The 19,110-nt window shown below is 70.8% G+C and carries 15 protein-coding genes and 1 riboswitch; of the genes, 10 read left to right on the top strand and 5 right to left on the bottom strand.

Going from position 1 to position 19,110, the window contains the following annotated elements; all coding sequences use genetic code 11:
- Positions 1–570 (top strand): helix-turn-helix transcriptional regulator, encoded by a 570-nt coding sequence (locus ACQP17_RS25475; RefSeq protein ID WP_433858362.1) that lies wholly within the window; start codon positions 1–3, stop codon positions 568–570.
- A gap of 1,990 nt (positions 571–2,560) precedes the next feature.
- Here the strand turns inward: ACQP17_RS25475 and ACQP17_RS25480 are convergent.
- The 4 genes from ACQP17_RS25480 to gcvT all read right to left on the bottom strand — a co-directional run bounded on the left by ACQP17_RS25480 (position 2,561) and on the right by gcvT (position 7,385).
- Positions 2,561–3,946 (bottom strand): L-serine ammonia-lyase, encoded by a 1,386-nt coding sequence (locus tag ACQP17_RS25480; RefSeq protein ID WP_433858363.1) that lies wholly within the window; start codon positions 3,944–3,946, stop codon positions 2,561–2,563.
- Between the two features lie 446 nt (positions 3,947–4,392).
- Positions 4,393–5,652 carry a serine hydroxymethyltransferase gene (glyA, locus tag ACQP17_RS25485; protein ID WP_364877627.1) on the bottom strand — a complete coding sequence of 420 codons (1,260 nt, stop codon included), beginning with the start codon at positions 5,650–5,652 and terminating at the stop codon, positions 4,393–4,395.
- A gap of 98 nt (positions 5,653–5,750) precedes the next feature.
- Positions 5,751–6,128 (bottom strand): glycine cleavage system protein GcvH, encoded by a 378-nt coding sequence (gene gcvH, locus ACQP17_RS25490; RefSeq protein WP_433858364.1) that lies wholly within the window; start codon positions 6,126–6,128, stop codon positions 5,751–5,753.
- A 129-nt stretch (positions 6,129–6,257) separates the two neighbouring features.
- Entirely contained in the window at positions 6,258–7,385 is a 1,128-nt protein-coding gene (gene gcvT / locus ACQP17_RS25495) for a glycine cleavage system aminomethyltransferase GcvT (RefSeq protein ID WP_433858365.1), read from the bottom strand.
- Positions 7,386–7,536: 151 nt separating this feature from the next.
- Positions 7,537–7,633, bottom strand: a riboswitch (glycine riboswitch).
- Positions 7,634–7,908: 275 nt separating this feature from the next.
- On the opposite strand from gcvT, the gene ACQP17_RS25500 reads away from it, so the two are divergent.
- The 9 genes from ACQP17_RS25500 to ACQP17_RS25540 all read left to right on the top strand — a co-directional run bounded on the left by ACQP17_RS25500 (position 7,909) and on the right by ACQP17_RS25540 (position 18,423).
- On the top strand, positions 7,909–8,604 hold the full coding sequence (locus ACQP17_RS25500; RefSeq protein ID WP_433860003.1) for an AAA family ATPase: 696 nt from the start codon (positions 7,909–7,911) through the stop codon (positions 8,602–8,604).
- A 104-nt stretch (positions 8,605–8,708) separates the two neighbouring features.
- Positions 8,709–9,506, top strand: coding sequence for an enhanced serine sensitivity protein SseB (locus tag ACQP17_RS25505; RefSeq protein WP_433858366.1), 798 nt, complete (start codon positions 8,709–8,711; stop codon positions 9,504–9,506).
- Between the two features lie 63 nt (positions 9,507–9,569).
- Positions 9,570–10,361 (top strand): enhanced serine sensitivity protein SseB C-terminal domain-containing protein, encoded by a 792-nt coding sequence (locus ACQP17_RS25510; RefSeq protein ID WP_433858367.1) that lies wholly within the window; start codon positions 9,570–9,572, stop codon positions 10,359–10,361.
- Positions 10,362–10,759: 398 nt separating this feature from the next.
- Positions 10,760–11,758 (top strand): ABC transporter permease, encoded by a 999-nt coding sequence (locus tag ACQP17_RS25515; RefSeq protein ID WP_433858368.1) that lies wholly within the window; start codon positions 10,760–10,762, stop codon positions 11,756–11,758.
- A gap of 93 nt (positions 11,759–11,851) precedes the next feature.
- On the top strand, positions 11,852–13,603 hold the full coding sequence (locus tag ACQP17_RS25520; RefSeq protein WP_433858369.1) for an ABC transporter substrate-binding protein: 1,752 nt from the start codon (positions 11,852–11,854) through the stop codon (positions 13,601–13,603).
- A gap of 72 nt (positions 13,604–13,675) precedes the next feature.
- Complete coding sequence (locus ACQP17_RS25525) at positions 13,676–14,686, top strand: ABC transporter permease (protein WP_433858370.1); 1,011 nt, start codon at positions 13,676–13,678, stop codon at positions 14,684–14,686.
- Positions 14,683–15,798, top strand: coding sequence for an ABC transporter ATP-binding protein (locus ACQP17_RS25530; protein ID WP_433858371.1), 1,116 nt, complete (start codon positions 14,683–14,685; stop codon positions 15,796–15,798). Before ACQP17_RS25525 ends, ACQP17_RS25530 begins: the two co-directional genes overlap by 4 nt.
- A gap of 29 nt (positions 15,799–15,827) precedes the next feature.
- Positions 15,828–16,916 carry an ABC transporter ATP-binding protein gene (locus ACQP17_RS25535; RefSeq protein WP_433860004.1) on the top strand — a complete coding sequence of 363 codons (1,089 nt, stop codon included), beginning with the start codon at positions 15,828–15,830 and terminating at the stop codon, positions 16,914–16,916.
- Positions 16,917–17,013: 97 nt separating this feature from the next.
- A complete protein-coding gene (locus ACQP17_RS25540) occupies positions 17,014–18,423 on the top strand; it encodes a M1 family metallopeptidase (protein ID WP_433858372.1) in 1,410 nt (469 codons plus the stop codon).
- A gap of 16 nt (positions 18,424–18,439) precedes the next feature.
- Here ACQP17_RS25540 and ACQP17_RS25545 read toward each other — a convergent pair whose 3' ends face one another.
- Entirely contained in the window at positions 18,440–19,075 is a 636-nt protein-coding gene (locus ACQP17_RS25545; protein WP_189100133.1) for a trimeric intracellular cation channel family protein, read from the bottom strand.
- Positions 19,076–19,110: the final 35 nt, after the last annotated feature.

Consider the following 19,110-nt stretch of genomic DNA (forward strand, 5'->3'; position numbering starts at 1 on the left):
GTGCAGCCGCTGGGGCGCGGCGTCACGCTCGCCGAGCACGCACTCCGCCGTGACCTGGCCCTGCTGGCCCGGAAGGTCAAGGTGTGCGCCGTGTTCGGGCACTACGCCCGCCACCACGCGGAGACGGTCCGCTACGCCGAACTGGTCCTCGCGGCAGGCGGGGAGGTCCGCACCACGGCCTCCCTACTGCCTCCGCTGGTGGTGTTCGACCACTCGGTAGCAGTGCTCCTGGGCGACGAGGACGAGGGCGGCGGCCACCTGGTGCAGCACCCGGCCGTGGTCGGCTTCTTCGCCCGGACCGTGGAGAACGCCTGGGCCTCCGCCGATGTCTTCCAACCGGCCCAAGGCAGCTCCCGGCTGCCGGACAAGCTGACGGACGAGACCAAGGCGGCCATCGTCAAGCTGCTGGCCGCCGGTTACAAGGACGAGGTCGTCGCCAAGCGGCTCGGCATCGCCCTGCGCACCTGCCGCAAGCACATCGCGGAGGTCTTCAGCGAACTGGGGGCCCGCAGCCGATTCCAGGCCGGCTGGCTGATCCGCGAGCGGGCCGTGGAAGCCGAAGGGGCCTGACCTTCCTGCTCACTGCCCCACGGGCCGGGCGCCGGGGCCGTTCCACGGCCGCGAGCGCTCGGCCCACCGGGCCGCCCCCCGGCGCCGACGAACAGCACCGCCAACCCCGTCCAGCCCGCCGCGCTGTGCCCGGAGACCAACGCGGAGGCGACCGCCGACGTGACCGCCACGCCCAGCTGGGTGCTCAGCGTGAACAGCCCCTGGTACTGGCCCTGGCCGTGCTCCGGCGCCAACTCGTACGACAACGCCCACGACCCCGCGCTGTACAGCAGCTCGCGCATCGTGTGGATCACGACCCTGATGGTGAGGCACGCGACGGCCCCCCCAGCGCGTCCGGTCCGCCGCCAGCGCGAACACCAGACAGCACCCGGCCAACCACACCCCCGACAGCAGCAGCGCCCGGCCCCCGGTGCGAACGTCCCGCACACCCTTGCCGACCGGCACCTGCAAACACACCACAAGGACGGTGTTGACGAGCAGGAGCGGCGCGAAGGCGGAGGCCGGTGCACTGGTGCGGCCGGCCATCCACAGCGGGAGCGCGACGTTCAATATGCCGGCGTTCATCACCAGGACCGCGTTGAGCACGCCGACCACCGCGAAGGGCACATCCCGCAGGACCTGCCAGCGCGGCGCCTGCGGTGGCCGCCGCAGCACCGGTACCTTCGGCACCCGCAGCAACGCCAGCCCTGCCAGTGCGAGCTGCGCCCCGGCATCCAGCAGTTCGGCCGCGTAACGCACCGAAGGAGTGCCGGCTCAGCGCGAGCGCGCCGCACAGCGTGCCCACCGAGAAGCCGACATTGGTGACCGCGCGCAGATAGGCGTGGGCTCGCACCCGATCCTGCGCCGGGACCGCATGCGCGACCAGCGCTCCTCGCGCGGCGTTGGATGCGGAGTCCGCCACCGCCACCCTGTCGGCCGCGAACAGCAGACTGATGAAATCCCCGACGAGCACGGACGTCCACAGCACGACGCCCTGGAGCACGACGGAGACGACCGAGGCGAAACGGACCCCGAAGGCATCGGCCGCGTGCTCGACGGGAAACGCTCGCGACCATGCCGACCAGGGCGGCGGCGGTCAGCGCGAACCCCACCCGCTCGGGGGCGATGTGCACCGTGCGGGTGAAGTAGAGGACCGCGATGGTGACGACGATGCCCTGCCCTGCCCTGCCCTGCCCGGCGCTGCGGGCGAGCGTGCTCAGGGACAGCGTCCTGACCGGACCCGACCACGGCAGAACCCTGCGCGGTGACCAGGACCCGTACGGCGGTGGACGTCGTCACCGCACGCCCCCCACAGCGCTCGGGACGGCCTCCGCCACGCGCGGCCCCGGACCGCGTCCGGGCCGCCCAGGTCTTCGGGGCGCACTGCAGCCAGCCACACGCCGTCCGGCGTGCCGAACGTCCCCTCCGCACGGTCCCAGACCGCGCCGGACCGTCATGTCGGGCCGGCCGGTGACCGTCCAGCCCTCGTAGGCCGACCAGCCGCACTTCGAGCGCGCCTGCGCCGCTGACATGAACCAGGTGGACCCGCTGTCGAAGACGACCTGCGCGAGCAGCAGCGCTGACAGGGGTTCGCCGGCGACCCCAGCTATGCGGCGAGATCAGGTCCAGCGCTTCCTCGGCCCAGATCGCGGGGGGAGGGGGAGCAGGGCTTGACGCGCATGCGCCGTCGTGAACGTGGGGGAGAGGCCGGCCAGCCGCTGCTCCAAGCGCGAGTTCTCCGCAGCACTCAGGTATCGAATGACAACCCTCCAGCGGTCTTGGAGGATCGATTTGATACATCCTGGCAGCGGCTGACGGTCAGGGCAGATCGGAACAGTGACCGAGGGTGCCACAAACTCCCAGGTAAGGCGCCCATCCCGTGGGATTTCCCGGGGACCTTTCGGGACTTTCAAGCCTGTCCCGGGGACCTTTCGGGGACCTCCCGCCGCGTGAGCAGGGAAGGCCCTGACCGCGCTGAAAGACACGAACGCGCTGGTCAGGGCCTCCACGCTCAGCACTCGATGATGTTCACCGCCAGCCCGCCCCGCGCCGTCTCCTTGTACTTGACGCTCATGTCGGCGCCGGTGTCCTTCATGGTCTTGATGACCTTGTCGAGGGAGACGTGGTGGTGGCCGTCGCCGCGCAGGGCCATGCGGGCGGCGGTGACGGCCTTGACGGCGGCCATGCCGTTGCGCTCGATGCACGGGATCTGGACCAGGCCACCGACGGGGTCGCAGGTCAGGCCCAGGTTGTGCTCCATGCCGATCTCCGCGGCGTTCTCGACCTGGGCCGGTGAGCCGCCGAGGACCTCGGCCAGGCCGCCGGCGGCCATCGAGCAGGCGGAGCCGACCTCGCCCTGGCAGCCGACCTCGGCGCCGGAGATCGAGGCGTTCTCCTTGAAGAGCATGCCGATCGCGCCGGCCGCGAGCAGGAAGCGGACGACGCCCTCCTCGTCGGCGCCGGGCACGAAGTTGACGTAGTAGTGCAGGACGGCGGGGATGATGCCGGCCGCGCCGTTGGTGGGGGCGGTCACCACCCGGCCGCCGGCCGCGTTCTCCTCGTTCACGGCCATCGCGTAGAGCGTGGTCCACTCCATGGCGCGGGCGCCGGCGTCGCCCTCGGAGCGCAGCTGGCGGGCGGAGTGGGCGGCGCGGCGGCGGACCTTGAGGCCGCCGGGCAGGATGCCCTCACGGCTCAGCCCGCGGGTGACACAGGACTGCATGACCTGCCAGATCTCCAGCAGGCCGGTGCGGATCTCGTCCTCGGTGCGCCAGGCCTTCTCGTTCTGGAGCATCAGGGCGGAGATCGACAGCCCGGTGTCGCGGGAGAGCCGCAGCAGTTCGTCGCCGGTGCGGAAGGGGTGGGTCAGGGCGGTGTCGTCGGGCACGATCGGGTTCTCGCCCGCGACGGCGTCCTCGTCGACGACGAAGCCGCCGCCCACCGAGTAGTACGTCTTCTCCAACAGCGGGGCGCCGGTGGCGTCGTAGGCGAAGAGGGTCATGCCGTTCGCGTGGTACGGCAGGGCACGGCGGCGGTGCAGGATCAGCTCGGACGACTCGTCGAAGTCGATCTCGTGGGCGCCGCCTATTTCGGCGCCCAGCAGCCGCAGACGCTTGGTGGTGCGGATGCGCTCCACCTCGTCGTCGGCGGTCTCGACGTCGACGGAGCGGGGGGAGTGGCCCTCCAGGCCGAGGAGGACGGCCTTGGGGGTGCCGTGGCCGTGGCCGGTGGCACCCAGGGAGCCGAAGAGCTCGGCGCGCACGCTGACCGTCTCGGCGAGCAGGCCGTCCTTCTTGAGCCGTCCGACGAACATCCGCGCGGCGCGCATGGGGCCGACGGTGTGGGAGCTGGAGGGGCCGATGCCGATGGAGAAGAGGTCGAAGACGGAGATGGCCACGGGGGCGGACTCCCTTGTCTGCTCGTGGTGGACGGTGGAGCAATGGAGCAGCAGGTACGTTTCTGCGCCGATTGTCGAGCGTAACGCGGACCGGACGCGCTGCCTCCGCACGGAGCCCGGCGGGCAGTCGTCACCGGGGGTAACAGTCGGTGTCGGGAGGGTGCGGAGCCGCGGTGGAGACCGGGCCGGGCGCGGCCGCCGGCCGTCGGGCCCGGTGGCGGCCGGCCGGTACGCGGCGGTGGGGCCGGGACGCGGCGCGGGACCGGGCGGCCGGTCAGGGCGCCGGACACCCCGGAATCCCAGGGGAGGGGAGGGGAGGAAGAGAGGAGAAAAGGGGAAGCGGGGTGGGGCGGTGCCCCTGTCCCGCCGGGCCCGTCGGCTTCCGATCCGTCGCTCCCCCCGGCCCGCCGGTGGTGGCGGGCCGGGAGGTCAGCGCATGAGACGCGTCACAGCGACGGGTAGAGGGGGTGCTTGTCGGCCAGCGCCGTGACCCGGGCCTTGAGGGCCTCGGTGTCGTAGGCCGGCTTGAGGGCCTCGGCGATGATGTCGGCGACCTCACGGAAGTCGTCGGCGGTGAAGCCGCGGGTGGCCAGCGCCGGCGTGCCGATGCGCAGGCCCGAGGTCACCATCGGCGGCCGGGGGTCGTTGGGGATGGCGTTGCGGTTGACGGTGATGCCGACCTCGTGGAGGCGGTCCTCGGCCTCCTGGCCGTTCAGCTCGCTGTCGCGCAGGTCGACCAGGACCAGGTGCACGTCGGTGCCGCCGGACAGCACGGAGACGCCGTGCCGGCGGACGTCGTCCTGGACCAGGCGCTCGGCGAGGATCCGGGCGCCGTCGAGGGTGCGCTGCTGGCGCTCCTTGAAGTCGTCGGAGGCGGCGACCTTGAAGGAGACGGCCTTGGCGGCGATGACGTGTTCGAGGGGGCCGCCCTGCTGGCCGGGGAAGACCGCGGAGTTGATCTTCTTGGCCAGGTCCTGGGTGGACAGGATGACGCCGCCGCGCGGGCCGCCCAGGGTCTTGTGGGTGGTGGTGGTCACCACGTGGGCGTGCGGCACCGGGTTGGGGTGCAGACCGGCGGCGACCAGGCCGGCGAAGTGCGCCATGTCGACCATGAGGTAGGCGCCGACCTCGTCGGCGATCCGGCGGAACGCGGCGAAGTCGAGCTGGCGGGGGTAGGCGGACCAGCCGGCCACGATCAGCTTGGGGCGGTGCTCCTTGGCGAGGCGCTCGACCTCCTCCATGTCGACCAGGTTGGTCTTCTCGTCGACGTGGTAGGGCACCACGTTGTAGAGCTTGCCGGAGAAGTTGATCTTCATGCCGTGGGTCAGGTGCCCGCCGTGGGCGAGGTTGAGACCCAGGATGGTGTCGCCCGGCTTGATGAGGGCGAACATGGCGGCGGCGTTGGCCTGCGCGCCCGAGTGCGGCTGGACGTTGGCGGCCTCGGCGCCGAAGAGCGCCTTGATGCGGTCGATGGCGATCTGTTCGACCACATCGACGTGCTCACAGCCGCCGTAGTAGCGGCGGCCGGGGTAGCCCTCGGCGTACTTGTTGGTCAGGACGGAGCCCTGGGCCTCCATGACGGCGACGGGGGCGAAGTTCTCCGACGCGATCATTTCGAGGGTGGACTGCTGACGGTCGAGTTCGGCGTCGACGGCGGCGGCGACATCGGGGTCGAGCTCATGGAGGGAGCTGTTCAGAAGCGACATGAGTCTTCCTGGGGGAGTCAGGGGCGCGATCGGGATCCGGCCGGACGAGGAGTCCGGGGGCGCCTGCGCGCAAGCGGAGGCGGACGGGGAGCGGCGGCTCAGCTCTGGATGAAGGCGGCGTACTCGTCGGCCGAGAGCAGCTCGGCCGGCTCACCGCTGGTCTTCACCCGGAACAGCCAGCCACCCTCGAACGGGGCGGAGTTCACCAGCGAGGGGTCGTTGACGACATCCTCGTTGATCTCGGCGATCTCACCGTCGACGGGCGAGTAGAGGTCGCTGACCGACTTGGTCGACTCCAGCTCGCCGCAGGTCTCGCCCGCCGCGACCGTGGCACCGACCTCGGGGAGCTGTACGAAGACGACGTCGCCGAGCGCGTTGGCCGCGTGCTCGGTGATGCCGACCGTCGAGACGCCTTCCTCGGCGCCCGACAGCCACTCGTGCTCCTTGCTGTAGCGCAGCTGCTGGGGGTTGCTCATGGCTCGATTCTCCTGTACGCGAGGGTGTGGTCGTGAAAGGGGGTCGCCCCCGGCGCGCGGCCGGGGGAGGTTCGTGCACCGTGAGACGCGCGGGCGCGCGCCGCGGCCCGCTCCCGGGGGAGCGCGCCGCTACTTCTGCCGCTTGTAGAACGGCAGCGCGATGACCTCGTACGGCTCATGGCTTCCACGGATGTCCACGCGGACACCCTCGGTGCCCGGAGCGGCGTGGGCCGCGTCGACATAGGCGATCGCGACCGGCTTGCCCAGGGTGGGGGAGGGCGCCCCGGAGGTGACCTCGCCGATGGCCGTGCCGTCGGCGGTGACGACCCGGTAGCCGGCGCGCGGCACCCGGCGGCCCTCGGCGATCAGGCCGACCAGCTTGCGCGGCGGGTTCGCCTCGGCGCGCTCGGCGGCCGCGGTCAGCGCGGCGCGGCCGACGAAGTCACCGTTGTTGGTGGTCTTCTCGAACTTCACGACCCGGCCCAGGCCCGCGTCGAACGGGGTGGTCGCGGTGGTCAGCTCGTGCCCGTACAGCGGCATGCCCGCCTCCAGGCGCAGGGTGTCGCGGCAGGACAGGCCGCAGGGCACCAGGCCCGCGTCCTTGCCGGCCTCGGTCAGCGCCTCCCAGAGGGCGACCGCGTCGGCCGGGCGCACGAACAGCTCGAAGCCGTCCTCGCCGGTGTAGCCGGTGCGGGCGATCAGCGCCTCGACGCCGGCGACCGTGCCGGGCAGGCCCGCGTAGTACTTCAGGCCGTCCAGGTCGGCGTCGGTCAGCGCCTTGAGGATGCCGGGGGACTCCGGTCCCTGCACCGCCAGCAGCGCGTAGGCCTCCCGGTCGTCGCGGATCGCGGCGTCGAAGCCGCCGGCCCGCGCGGTCAGTGCGTCCAGCACCACCTGGGCGTTGGAGGCGTTGGCGACCACCATGTACTCCTGGTCGGCCAGGCGGTAGACGATCAGGTCGTCCAGGATGCCGCCGCCGTCCTCGCAGATCATGGTGTAGCGGGCGCGGCCGGTCTTGACCCCGCCGATGTTGCCCACCAGCGCGTAGTCGAGGAGGTCGGCGGCCTGCGGGCCGGTGATCGTGATCTCGCCCATGTGGGAGAGGTCGAAGAGGCCGGCGCGGGTGCGGACGGCGACATGCTCGTCACGCTCGCTGGTGTAGCGCAGCGGCATGTCCCAGCCGGCGAAGTCGGTCATGGTGGCGCCGAGCGCGCGATGGGTGGCGTCCAGCGCAGTACGGCGGGGGGCATCAGTCATGGTTCCGGGCTCCCAGGCATGGGTGAGAGGACGTTCTCCCCATCTGTCATCGGAACCTGAGAGGTTCACCGGGATCCCGCGAACGGACCCGGTTTGCACCTTGGGTGGAGCCGACCCCGACACCGGGCGGCGGCTCGCTTTTCAGATCTGCCTAGCCCGCGCGGTATAGGGGCCTGAGAGATTCAAGGGAGGACTTGCTCCTTCGGCGCCCCGCCCATGGCGGCCGGGGACTCTCCCGCGCGGGTTCAAGCGGCCGGTATGCAGTTGGCGGTGCACAAGTGAGACACGTGGTGCACCTGGCGGCCACATCATTGCACGGGATCGCCGGATACAGGAGCCCCTGTGGGTGCCCCGCTCATGACGTGCGCGGATCGGGGCCGCACCTTGATGGGCATTACCTTTTCTTGACACTCTGCGGGTACGGGACGGACTCGAACCGGAACAGATCCGGACGGGGAGGGTGATCACGGTGCACGGAGAAGCGGCATGCGGTGCCACTTCGGGGGTCGTGTCCGCCGGGGCCGTGCCGGCCGGGGCCGTGCGTCCCGGCGTCGCGGGGGCCGGCAGGTACGTGTCCCGGGGCGGGCGGGTGCGCCGCAGGGTCCTGCGTCCCGGCCGCCGCGCCGGGGTCGTGGACCTGCGGGGCGGAGGACGGGCACGGGACGCGGTGGAGCTGCGCTTCCCGGCGGGCGACCTGGTGGTCGTCTCCGGGCTGCCCGGCAGCGGCAAGAGCACGCTGATGCACCGGGTGGTGCCGCCGCTGGACGGCCGCGGCGCCCTGGTGCACCGCATCGATTCGCAGGACGCCCGCGAGCGGTGGGAGCGCGGCAGGCTGCGCCGGCTGCCCTACGCCCTCTACCGCCCGCTGGTGCGGGCCGCCCACTATCTGGCGCTGCGCCGTGCGCTGCGCTCCGGCGACAGCGTGGTGGTGCACGACTGCGGGACGCTGGCATGGGTGCGCGGCTGGCTCGCCCGGACCGCGCTGCGCGGCGGCCGCGGGCTGCACCTGGTGCTGCTCGACGTGCCGCCGGAGGTGGCGCGCTCCGGCCAGGAGGCCCGCGGGCGGGGGGTGTCGGGGTACGCCTTCGCGCGCCACCGCGGGGCGGTGGGCCGGCTGGTCGGCGCGGCCGAGGCGGCCCGGCTGCCGGCCGGGGTCGGCTCGGCGGTCCTCCTCGACCGGCGGGCCGCGAACGCCCTGCGGGCGATCGGCTTCGGCTGAGCGCGGCGGCTCCCGGGATCCGGTCCGCCCCCGCAGGTTTCACCGCCCGCCTTCTCGTCTAGGGTCATTTGCCAGAAGGCGCGGTTGGGAACGGGTGGGTTGACATGACATTTCCGGATCAGGGGATACCGCAGCTGGCGTGGCCGGCGAACGAACTCGAAGAGGTCCTGGCCGCCGCGGTCGGGCATCCGGGTGCGGGCGGCCGGATCGTCGAGGTGCTGGGGCGCAGCCGGGTGTGGGTGCCGCTGCCCAACGGCGGCGGCCCGCAGAGCGCGGGCCCCGGTGCCCGCGGACTCGATCTGCCCACCGTCGACATGGGCGGTGCGCCCTACGTCCCGGTCTACAGCTCCGAGCAGGAATTCCTGCGGGTGGTCGGCTCACACATGTCCTTCACCGTCGCCCCGGCCCAGGAGTTCGCCCGCGGACTGCCGCCGCAGGTCGGGATCGTCGTCAACCCCGAGGGCACGATAGGCGTCCCGCTGCCGCCGGCCGCGGTCTTCGAGCTGTGCCGCGGCGGGGCGCAGGGCGTGGACGGCCTGCCGAGCGGCGGCCGGGTGCGGCTCTTCGAGCCGGACTGGCAGCAGGAGCCGGTGGACTTCCTCGCCTCCGCCGGGCTGGAGTTCTCCGCCGCCGGAATTGTCCTGAGTGCCCGGCGTGCCCTGGCCAGCGTCGAGGGCGACACGCCCGCGTTGTTCGTCGGTGTCCAGGTCGCGGCCGACGCCACCGCACTGCACGACGGCACCGCCCGCCAGGCGGTACTGTCAGCCCTTGGACGTGCGCTCGGCGCCGTACCGGTGCCCTGGCCCGTGCAGCTCGTGATGCTCGACCTCGCCCAGGGGGACCCGGTCGCCGACTGGATGCTGGAGCGTGTGCGGCCCTTCTACTCCCGGGACCACTCGTAAGCTGGTTGGATGACGGGCGGGCGCACCCCCAACGTGCCCTGCTGAACAGAAGGGACGGACCACGTGAGCGCGGGTGCGCATCAGGGGCCGACGGCGGCCGGAGCGCTGGAGCAGCTGCTCCAGCAGGTCTCGCCCGGCCGTTACGACGCCTATGAGGCGCTGCTGCAGGCGCTCGCCGCGGGCCAGGTCTGGATGCTGCTCTGGCAGGGCCGGGCCGGTGCGCCCGACGCGCAGTACGGCAACATGGAGGTCGACGGCCTCGGCTACGCCCCCTGTGTGACCTCGGCGCCCGAGCTCGCCGCCTCCGGCTGGAACCGCGACCACGAGGTGGTCACCGGCCCCGAGATCGCCGCCGCGCTCTTCCCCGACCGCTGGGGCCTGTGGCTGAACCCGCACGCCCCCGGGGGCGGCGTCGGCATCCCCTGGCTGGACCTGCGCCGGATCGCCGGCGGTCTCGACCGGCTGCCCGCCGGGCCGCTGCGGATCAGCGAGCCGGTCATCGACATCCCGCAGTTCTACGCGCTGCTCGCGCAGAACGCGCACCGCACGCCCGCCGTCCGGTCGCTGCGCCGGGCCTGGGTGCAGCCCGCGCTCGGCGCCCCTTATCTGGCGGTCGGTCTGGATCTGTACGACACCGGTCAGCACGCGGTGGACTCGGTGCGGTTGATGATCCAGCAGTCGATCGGCGCGGTGCCGGACGGCCTGCCGGTCTCCACGGTCGCGATGAACGACGACTACGACCCGGTCGCCCTGTGGATGCGGGCCTCCACGCGCCCGTTCTTCGACCGTGACGGCTACGTCCAGCAGCAGCCCACGGCCCCGTCCCCCGGCTACGGCTACCCGCGCCCGTACTGACCTCCCCGGGGCCCCGCCGGCTCCCTCCCGGCGCCGGTACCGGTGCTTTTCCGGGGGAATTCTCCTGATATGCCCCGCGGTTGAGGTGCTCTCCCGCGGTGGTGCGCCCCGCTCAGGCCGCGCGGATGTCCGCATAACGGAAGACCGCGGACCACATCACAGTTACGCATCCTTTCCCGACCGGGTCTGGTGAGTGATCGCAACTCGGATGAAGACTCCGGCAGCAGAGGACCTCGGTTCCTTGTACGAGTGTCATCCCGCACGACGTCACGCGAATCCCCGAAATCCGCCGCGCGAACTTCCGGGACTTCCGCAGGACTTGCACCAGTGATGTGAGGCAGGCCGCTCTCGCGGCAGGGATGTGGGCCGGCACGCCGGCCGAGAGGGGTCAAGGCACCGTGACCGCACCGATCGAGACCACCGGGGCGGCTGCCCAGGCGCAGCCGGAAGCGGTGCTGAAGGGCGTGGAAGGAAAGCAGATCGAGGGGCGGTCGCTCGGTCAGATCGCCTGGTTGCGCTTCCGGCGGGACAAGGTCGCCGTGGCCGGTGCCATCGTTGTCATCCTGCTCATCCTGCTCGCCGCCTTCTCCCGGCCGCTCCAGGCCCTGCTGGGACTCGACCCCGACAACCCCCACCAGTCACTGATCGACCCCAACACCACCCTCCCCAAAGGGGACTTGGGCGGGATGAGCGCGGATCATCCGCTCGGCGTGGACCCGAAGTTCGGCCGTGATCTGCTCGCCCGGATCCTGGAGGGCTCCTGGGTGTCGCTGATCGTGGCGTTCGGCGCGACCCTGCTGTCGGTCGCCCTCGGCGCCGTCCTCGGGGTGGTCGCCGGCTTCTACCGCGGGCGGGTGGACGCCTTCATCAGCCGGATGATGGACGTCTTCCTCGCCTTCCCGCTGCTGCTGTTCGCCATCGCGATCTCCGCCTCGCTGCAGGGCGGTGCCTTCGGCCTGGAGGGCCTGCCGCTGCACATCTCGGTGCTGATCTTCGTGATCGGCTTCTTCAACTGGCCGTACATGGGACGCATCGTGCGCGCCCAGACGCTCTCGCTGCGGGAGCGTGAATTCGTCGACGCCGCCCGCGGCATGGGCGCCCGCGGGCCGTTCATCCTCTTCCGGGAGCTGCTGCCCAACCTGGTGGGGCCGATCATCGTCTACTCCACCCTGCTGATCCCCTCCAACATCCTCTTCGAGGCGGCCCTGAGCTTCCTGGGCGTCGGCATCCAGCCGCCCCAGGCGTCCTGGGGCGGCATGCTCAACCAGGCGGTCAAGTACTACGAGGTCGACCCCCAGTACATGATCGTGCCCGGCCTCGCGATCTTCGTCACCGTGCTCGCGTTCAACCTGCTCGGTGACGGTCTGCGGGACGCGCTGGACCCGCGGAGCCGCTGACGGCGGCGCGGGGCGCCCGCCCATGGTTCCACCGAGTTTGTGACATTCCGATGTTTTGAACCTTTCTCGACGAACGAAGGGGCACCGACCATCATGCGAAGGTCAGTTCCGGTCGCGGCGGTTGCGGCCATCACCAGTGCGGGCCTGTTGCTGGCCGGCTGCAGCGGGGGCAAGGACTCGGCGGGCGGTTCGGGGGAGGCGAACGCCGCCACCAAGGGCGTCGTCAACGCCTCGGACGCGAAGGGGGGCACGGTCACCTACGCCCTCAGCGACGCCCCCGAGTCGTTCGACCCGGGCAACACCTACTACGCCTTCATCTACAACTTCAGCCGGCTCTACGCGCGCCCGCTGACCACCTTCAAGCCCGGCCCCGGCGCCAAGGGCAACGAGCTGACCCCGGACCTCGCCGAGTCGATGGGCAAGTCCAGCGACGGCGGCAAGACCTGGACGTACAAGCTCCGCAAGGGCGTCAAGTACGAGGACGGCACCGAGGTCACCTCGCAGGACGTCAAGTACGCCGTCGAGCGCAGCAACTTCGCGCGAGACACCCTCTCGCTGGGCCCGAACTACTTCCAGCAGTTCCTCAAGGACAACGACGGCGGCTACAAGGGTCCCTACAAGGACAAGGGCAAGGCCGGCCTGAAGTCCATCGAGACCCCCGACCCGCAGACGGTCGTCTTCCACCTCAAGAAGCCGTTCGCCGAGTTCGACTACCTGGTCAGCGCCCCGCAGACGGCGCCGGTCCCGCAGGCCAAGGACAAGGGCGCGGACTACACCAAGGCGGTGCTGTCCACCGGTTCGTACAAGTTCCAGAGCTACGACGAGGGCAAGCAGCTCACCCTGGTGCGCAACCCGCAGTGGTCGGCGAAGACCGACCCGCTGCGCAAGCAGCTGCCGGACAAGATCGTCCTGAATCTGAAGGTCGCCCAGTCGACCATCGACAAGGACCTCCAGTCGGGCAACACCCTGGTGGACCTGGCCGGCCGCGGGGTCGACGGACAGACGCAGGCCCAGCTGCTGACCGACCCCAAGGAGAAGGCCCACACCGACAACGCACTCGGCCAGCGCCTCGTCTACACGGCGATCAACACCAAGGTGAAGCCGTTCGACAAGCTGGAGTGCCGCAAGGCCGTCGAGTACGCGATCGACAAGAAGGCCGTCCAGACCTCGCTCGGCGGCCCGATCCGCGGTGCCGTGGCCTCCACGGTCCTGCCGACCGACATCGACGGCTACCAGAAGTACGACCTCTATCCGCAGAAGTACACCGGCGACGAGCTGGACCTCGCGGACGCCAAGAAGCACTGGGCCGCGTGCGGCGCCGGCAAGACCACGACCACGATCCTGGCCCGCAACGACCGCCAGGATGAGGTCGACGCGGCCACCTCGATCATCGACTCGCTGAAGAAGATCGGTGTCACCGCGAAGATCCAGTCGTACCCGACCAGCAAGTACTTCTCGGACTACGCGGGCGTGCCGAAGTTCAACAAGAAGAACAACGTCGGCCTGATCATGATGCAGTGGGGCTCGGACTTCCCCACCGGCTACGGCTATCTCCAGCAGATCCTGAACGGCAAGGCGATCAGCCAGTCCGGCAACACCAACCTGTCCGAGCTGGACGACCCGGCGATCAACAAGCTGCTCGACAGCGCCATCGCCAACCCCGACAAGGCGGCCCGCGAGAAGGCCTACGCCGAGATCGACAAGAAGACGATGGAGCAGGCGGCGCTGGTTCCGCTCACCTACTTCAAGGTCCTGATGTACCGCTCGCCCAAGGCCACCAACCTGGTGTCCACCTCGGCCTTCAGCGGTCAGTACGACTACCTCAACATCGGCGTCAAGAAGTAGCAGCCCCGGAAGGCAGGTGAAGGCATTGGCGTCCGCGGGCCGCCCCGGCCCGCGGCGCCGACGCCGCGCCCCGTGTTCTCGTACCTCATCCGCAGGTTGATCAGCGCAGTGGTGCTGCTGCTGATCGTCAGCGCGGTCACCTTCGGCATCTTCTTCCTGCTGCCGAAGCTGGCCGGGCAGACCACCGACCAGCTGGCCCAGCAGTACATCGGCAAGGCCCCCACGCCCGCGGACATCGCGGCGGTGAAGAAGAACCTCGGCCTGGACAAGCCCCTGTTCGAGCAGTACTGGGACTTCCTCAAGGGCATCTTCGTCGGCGTCGACTACAAGTTCGGCCCGGAAGCGGCCAAGTGCCACGTGCCGTGCTTCGGTTACTCCTTCAAGACCCATATCGAGGTCTGGCCGGAGATCCAGAACCGGCTCCCGGTGACCCTCTCGCTGGCCGCCGGCGCGGCCGTGCTGTGGGTGGTCTCCGGCGTCGCCACCGGGGTGCTCTCCGCGCTGCGCCCCGGCTCGTTCTTCGACCGGATGGCCATGACCGTGGCGCTGGCGGGCGTCTCCCTCCCGATGTTCTTCACCGGTGCCCTGGCGCTGGCCCTGTTCACCTACCAGTGGCCGATCTTCGAGCGCAGCGACTACGTGCCGCTGTTCCAGGACCCGTTCCTGTGGGCCCGGACCCTGGTCCTGCCCTGGGTGACCCTGGCCTTCCTCTACTCCGCGCTCTACGCCCGGCTCACCCGGGCCGGGATGCTGGAGACGCTGAGCGAGGACTACATCCGCACCGCCCGCGCCAAGGGCCTGCGGGAGCGCAAGGTCGTCGTCCGGCACGGCCTGCGGGCCGCCCTCACCCCGATCATCACGGTCTTCGGCATGGACCTGGGACTGCTGCTCGGCGGGGCGCTGATCACCGAACAGGTCTTCTCGCTCAAGGGGGTCGGGGCCTTCGCCGTCGAGGCGATCAACGCCAACGACCTGCCCAACATCCTCGGCGTCACCCTGCTCGCCGCGTTCTTCATCGTCCTGTGCAACCTGGTGGTGGACGTTCTGTACGCCGCCGTCGACCCGCGGGTGAGGCTCTCGTGACCGACTCCTCCGAGGACAGGACCGGGGCCGCGGCCGCCCCGGCCGCCGCCGAAGCGCCCGGGAAGGCACCGCGGGGCGCGGCCTTCCTCGACGTACGTGATCTGAAGGTGCACTTCCCCACCGACGACGGGCTGGTGAAGTCCGTCGACGGGCTGACCTTCAGCCTGGAGAAGGGCAGGACGCTCGGGATCGTCGGCGAGTCCGGCTCCGGGAAGTCGGTGACCTCGCTCGCCGTCATGGGCCTGCACCGCGCCTCGCGCCGCCAGCGCAGCAAGGTGACCATGTCCGGTGAGATCTGGCTGGACGGCAAGGAGCTGGTGGCCGCCGACCCGGACGAGGTGCGCCGGCTGCGCGGCCGCGAGATGGCGATGATCTTCCAGGATCCGCTGTCCGCGCTGCACCCCTTCTACTCGGTCGGCAACCAGATCGTCGAGGCCTACCGCGTCCACCACGACGTGGACAGGAAGACCGCGCGCAAGCGGGCGATCGAGATGCTCGACCGGGTCGGCATCCCGCAGCCCGACAAGCGGGTCGACGACCATCCGCACCAGTTCTCCGGCGGGATGCGCCAGCGCGCCATGATCGCGATGGCGCTGGTCAACAACCCCGAGCTGCTGATCGCGGACGAGCCGACCACCGCGCTGGACGTCACCGTCCAGGCGCAGATCCTGGACCTGATCCGCGATCTGCAGAAGGAGTTCGGCTCGGCGGTCATCATCATCACCCACGACCTCGGGGTGGTCGCCGAACTCGCCGACGATCTGCTGGTGATGTACGGCGGACGGTGCGTCGAGCGCGGCCCGGCCGAGAAGATCTTCTCCGCCCCTCGCCACCCCTACACCTGGGGGCTGCTCGGCTCCATGCCGCGCATCGACCGCGACCAGACGGACCGGCTGATCCCGGTGAAGGGCTCCCCGCCCAGCCTGATCAACGTCCCGTCCGGCTGCGCCTTCAACCCCCGCTGCCCGTACGCGGACGTCCCCAAGGACAACCTGACCCGTACGGTCCGTCCCGAACTGCGCGAGGCCGACGGCGGGCACTTCTCCGCCTGCCACCTGCCGCAGGAGGAGCGGGAGCGTATCTGGACCGAAGAGATTGCGCCGAAGCTGTGACCGAGACGACGGACGACCAGAGCAAGAAGATCCCGCTCCAGAAGGGGGCCGGGGCCGAGACGGACCCCGACGACCCCGCGCCGCTGCTGCGGGTGCGCGGTCTGGTGCGGCACTTCCCGATCACCAAGGGGCTGCTCAAGCGGCAGTCCGGGGCGGTGCAGGCGGTCGACGGCATCGACTTCGACGTGCGGCCCGGCGAGACGCTCGGCGTCGTCGGGGAGTCCGGGTGCGGCAAGTCGACCATGGGCCGGCTGATCACCCGGCTCGACGAACCGACCGGCGGCACCATCGAGTTCCAGGGCCGCGACATCACCCATCTGTCGCCCGGCAAACTGCGGCCGATGCGCCGCGACGTCCAGATGATCTTCCAGGACCCGTACGGTTCGCTGAACCCGCGGCACACCATCGGCGGCATCGTCTCCACCCCCTTCCGCCTCCAGGGCGTCGAGCCCGAGGGCGGGCTGAAGAAGGAGGTGCAGCGGCTGCTGGAGCTGGTGGGCCTGAGCCCGGAGCACTACAACCGCTATCCGCACGAGTTCTCCGGCGGCCAGCGCCAGCGCATCGGCATCGCCCGCGCGCTGGCGCTCAAGCCCCAGCTGGTGGTCGCCGACGAGCCGGTCTCCGCGCTGGACGTCTCCATCCAGGCGCAGGTCGTCAACCTCATGGACGACCTCCAGGAGGAGCTGGGCCTGACCTACGTCATCATCGCCCACGACCTCTCGGTCATCCGGCACGTCTCGGACCGGATCGCGGTGATGTACCTCGGCAAGATCGTGGAGTTGAGCGACCGCAAGGCGCTCTACGAGTCGCCGATGCACCCGTACACCAAGGCGCTGCTGTCCGCGGTGCCGGTGCCCGATCCCAAGCGGCGCACCCAGCGCGACCGGATCCTGCTCAAGGGCGATGTGCCCTCGCCGATCAACCCGCCCTCCGGCTGCCGGTTCCGTACCCGCTGCTGGAAGGCGACCGAGGTGTGCGCCACCACCGAGCCGCCGCTGGTCGCGCTGCGCACCGGGCACCAGGTGGCCTGCCACCACCCGGAGAACGCCGGCGACCCGGCACCCGCCGCCGCGCCGGCGGACGGGAGCCGCGGCGACGGGGCGGCAACCGGCGAATAGCGCCTGGAGTTGGCAAAGTCCTGGGCGCGGCGCAGCGGGAGGGTGCAGAGTCAGCACGGTTGTTCGATCTTCATCCGTGTGTCCGAAGGGATGGCTCATGGCACTCTCCCGTTCTGCGCGCCGCACCTCCAGGTGGCTCGCCCTGGCCACCGCGGTGGCCGCGGCCGCCTCGATCGCCGCGGCGCCCGGCGCGTCCGCCGGTGCCGCCGGTGCCGGGGACCCGTACTTCCCCCAGCTGGGCAACGGCGGCTTCGACGCCCTGCATTACGACCTCGGCGTCAGCTACCACCCCTCCAGCGGCCGCCTCGACGGCCGCACCACGCTCACCGCCAGGGCCACCCAGAACCTCTCCGCCTTCGACCTCGACCTGCAAAAGCTCACGGTCGACTCGGTGCGGGTCAACGGCCGCCGGGCGCACTTCACCAGATCCGGCGACGAGATGACCATCCGCCCCGACTTCGCGCTGCGCCGCGGCCACAAGTTCACCGTCGCCCTCGGCTACCACGGGGTGCCCAAGGCGCTGAGCGGGCCGATCGTCTTCGGCTCCGACTACGGCTGGATGAAGACCAAGGACGGCGTCTTCGTCGCCTGCGAGCCCAACGCCGCCTCGACGTGGTTCCCCTCCAGCGACCACCCCAGCGACAAGGCGACCTACGACATCCGCATCGACGCCCCCAAGGGCCTGACCGGCGTCTCCAACGGGCGGCTCATCAGCTCGGGCGAGTCGCACGGCCGCTCCCATGCCCACTGGCGCGAGAGCCGCCCGATGGCGACGTACCTGGCCACCGCCACCATCGGCAAGTTCGACGTCCGCACGGGCACCACCCCCGGCGGGATACCCATGTACGTGGCCACCGACCCCACCCTGCCCACCGGCAAGGTCGACGTCTACGGCGTCACCGCCGAGGCCACCGACTACTGGTCGAAGGTCTTCGGCCGGTACCCCTTCGAGGAGACCGGGGCGATCGTCGACGACATGCCGCAGGCCGGCTTCTCGCTGGAGGTGCAGTCCAAGCCGGTCTACTCGGCGGTCCGCAGCGAGTCCACCATCGTCCACGAGCTGGCCCACCAGTGGTTCGGCGACTCGGTCTCGGTCAAGCAGTGGAAGAACATCTGGCTCAACGAGGGCTTCGCCACCTACGCCCAGTGGCTGTGGTCCGAGCACCGCGGGACGCTCAGCGCCCATGACGCCTTCCGCAAGGCGTACCACGAGATCCCCGCCGACGACTCCTTCTGGAAGCAGAAGATCGCCGACCCGCAGCGGGACACCATGTTCGCCGACTCCGTCTACGAGCGGGGCGCGATGACGCTCCAGGCGCTGCGCGAGCGGATCGGCGACAAGGCGTTCTTCACGCTGCTGCCGACCTGGACCGCGCAGCACCGTTACGGCAACGCCGACACCGCCCAGTTCATCGCGCTCGCCGAGAAGGTCTCCGGGCAGCGGCTGGACGACCTGTTCCACACCTGGCTCGACACGGACACCAAGCCGGCCCTGCCCGGCAAGTGAGCCCGCCGCCCCGGGGTCAGTCGGCGTCCGGCCGGCCGCCCCGGGGCCGCAGCTGCTGCGGCCGCGGCAGATGCAGTCCGAGGTAGACCGCGCCCATCCGCAGGGCGAACACCACCCCCGCCGAGATCCCCGCGGCGGGGGTGGGGCCCACTCCCAGGTGGTGCAGCAGCAGATAGCAGCAGGCGCCGGCCAGCGCGGCGATCGCGTAGACGTCCTCGCGCAGCAGCAGCGGCGGGAACTCCCCGCACAGCACATCGCGCACGACCTCGCCGGTGACGCCGGTCAGCACCGCCAGGATGATCACGGCGAGCGGGGTGGCGCCGGCCTCGATCGCGGCCCGCGCGCCGATCACCGTCACGACGGACAGCCCGATCGCGTCGACCACCAGCAGCGACTTGTGCGGCAGCTGCCGGAACCGCAGATAGGCCATGGTGCCGACGCCGACGCAGATGATCACGGTCAGCAGCACCCAGTCGTGCGTCCAGTACAGCGGCCGCCGGTCGAGGATGAGATCGCGCAGCGTGCCGCCGGAGATGGAGGCGGCGAAGGCGAGCACCAGCCCGCCGAAGGGGTCCATGTTGGCGCGGAAGGCGGCCAGCACCCCGCTCGCCGCGAAGGCCGCGACCCCGACCAGGTAGAGGACGTGAAGCATGGCGCACATCATCGCAGGCCCGGAAGGACCGCTTC

Origin of the sequence: Streptomyces kronopolitis (genome assembly GCF_050953795.1) — a bacterium.
GTDB classification, from domain to species: Bacteria; Actinomycetota; Actinomycetes; order Streptomycetales; family Streptomycetaceae; genus Streptomyces; species Streptomyces kronopolitis_A.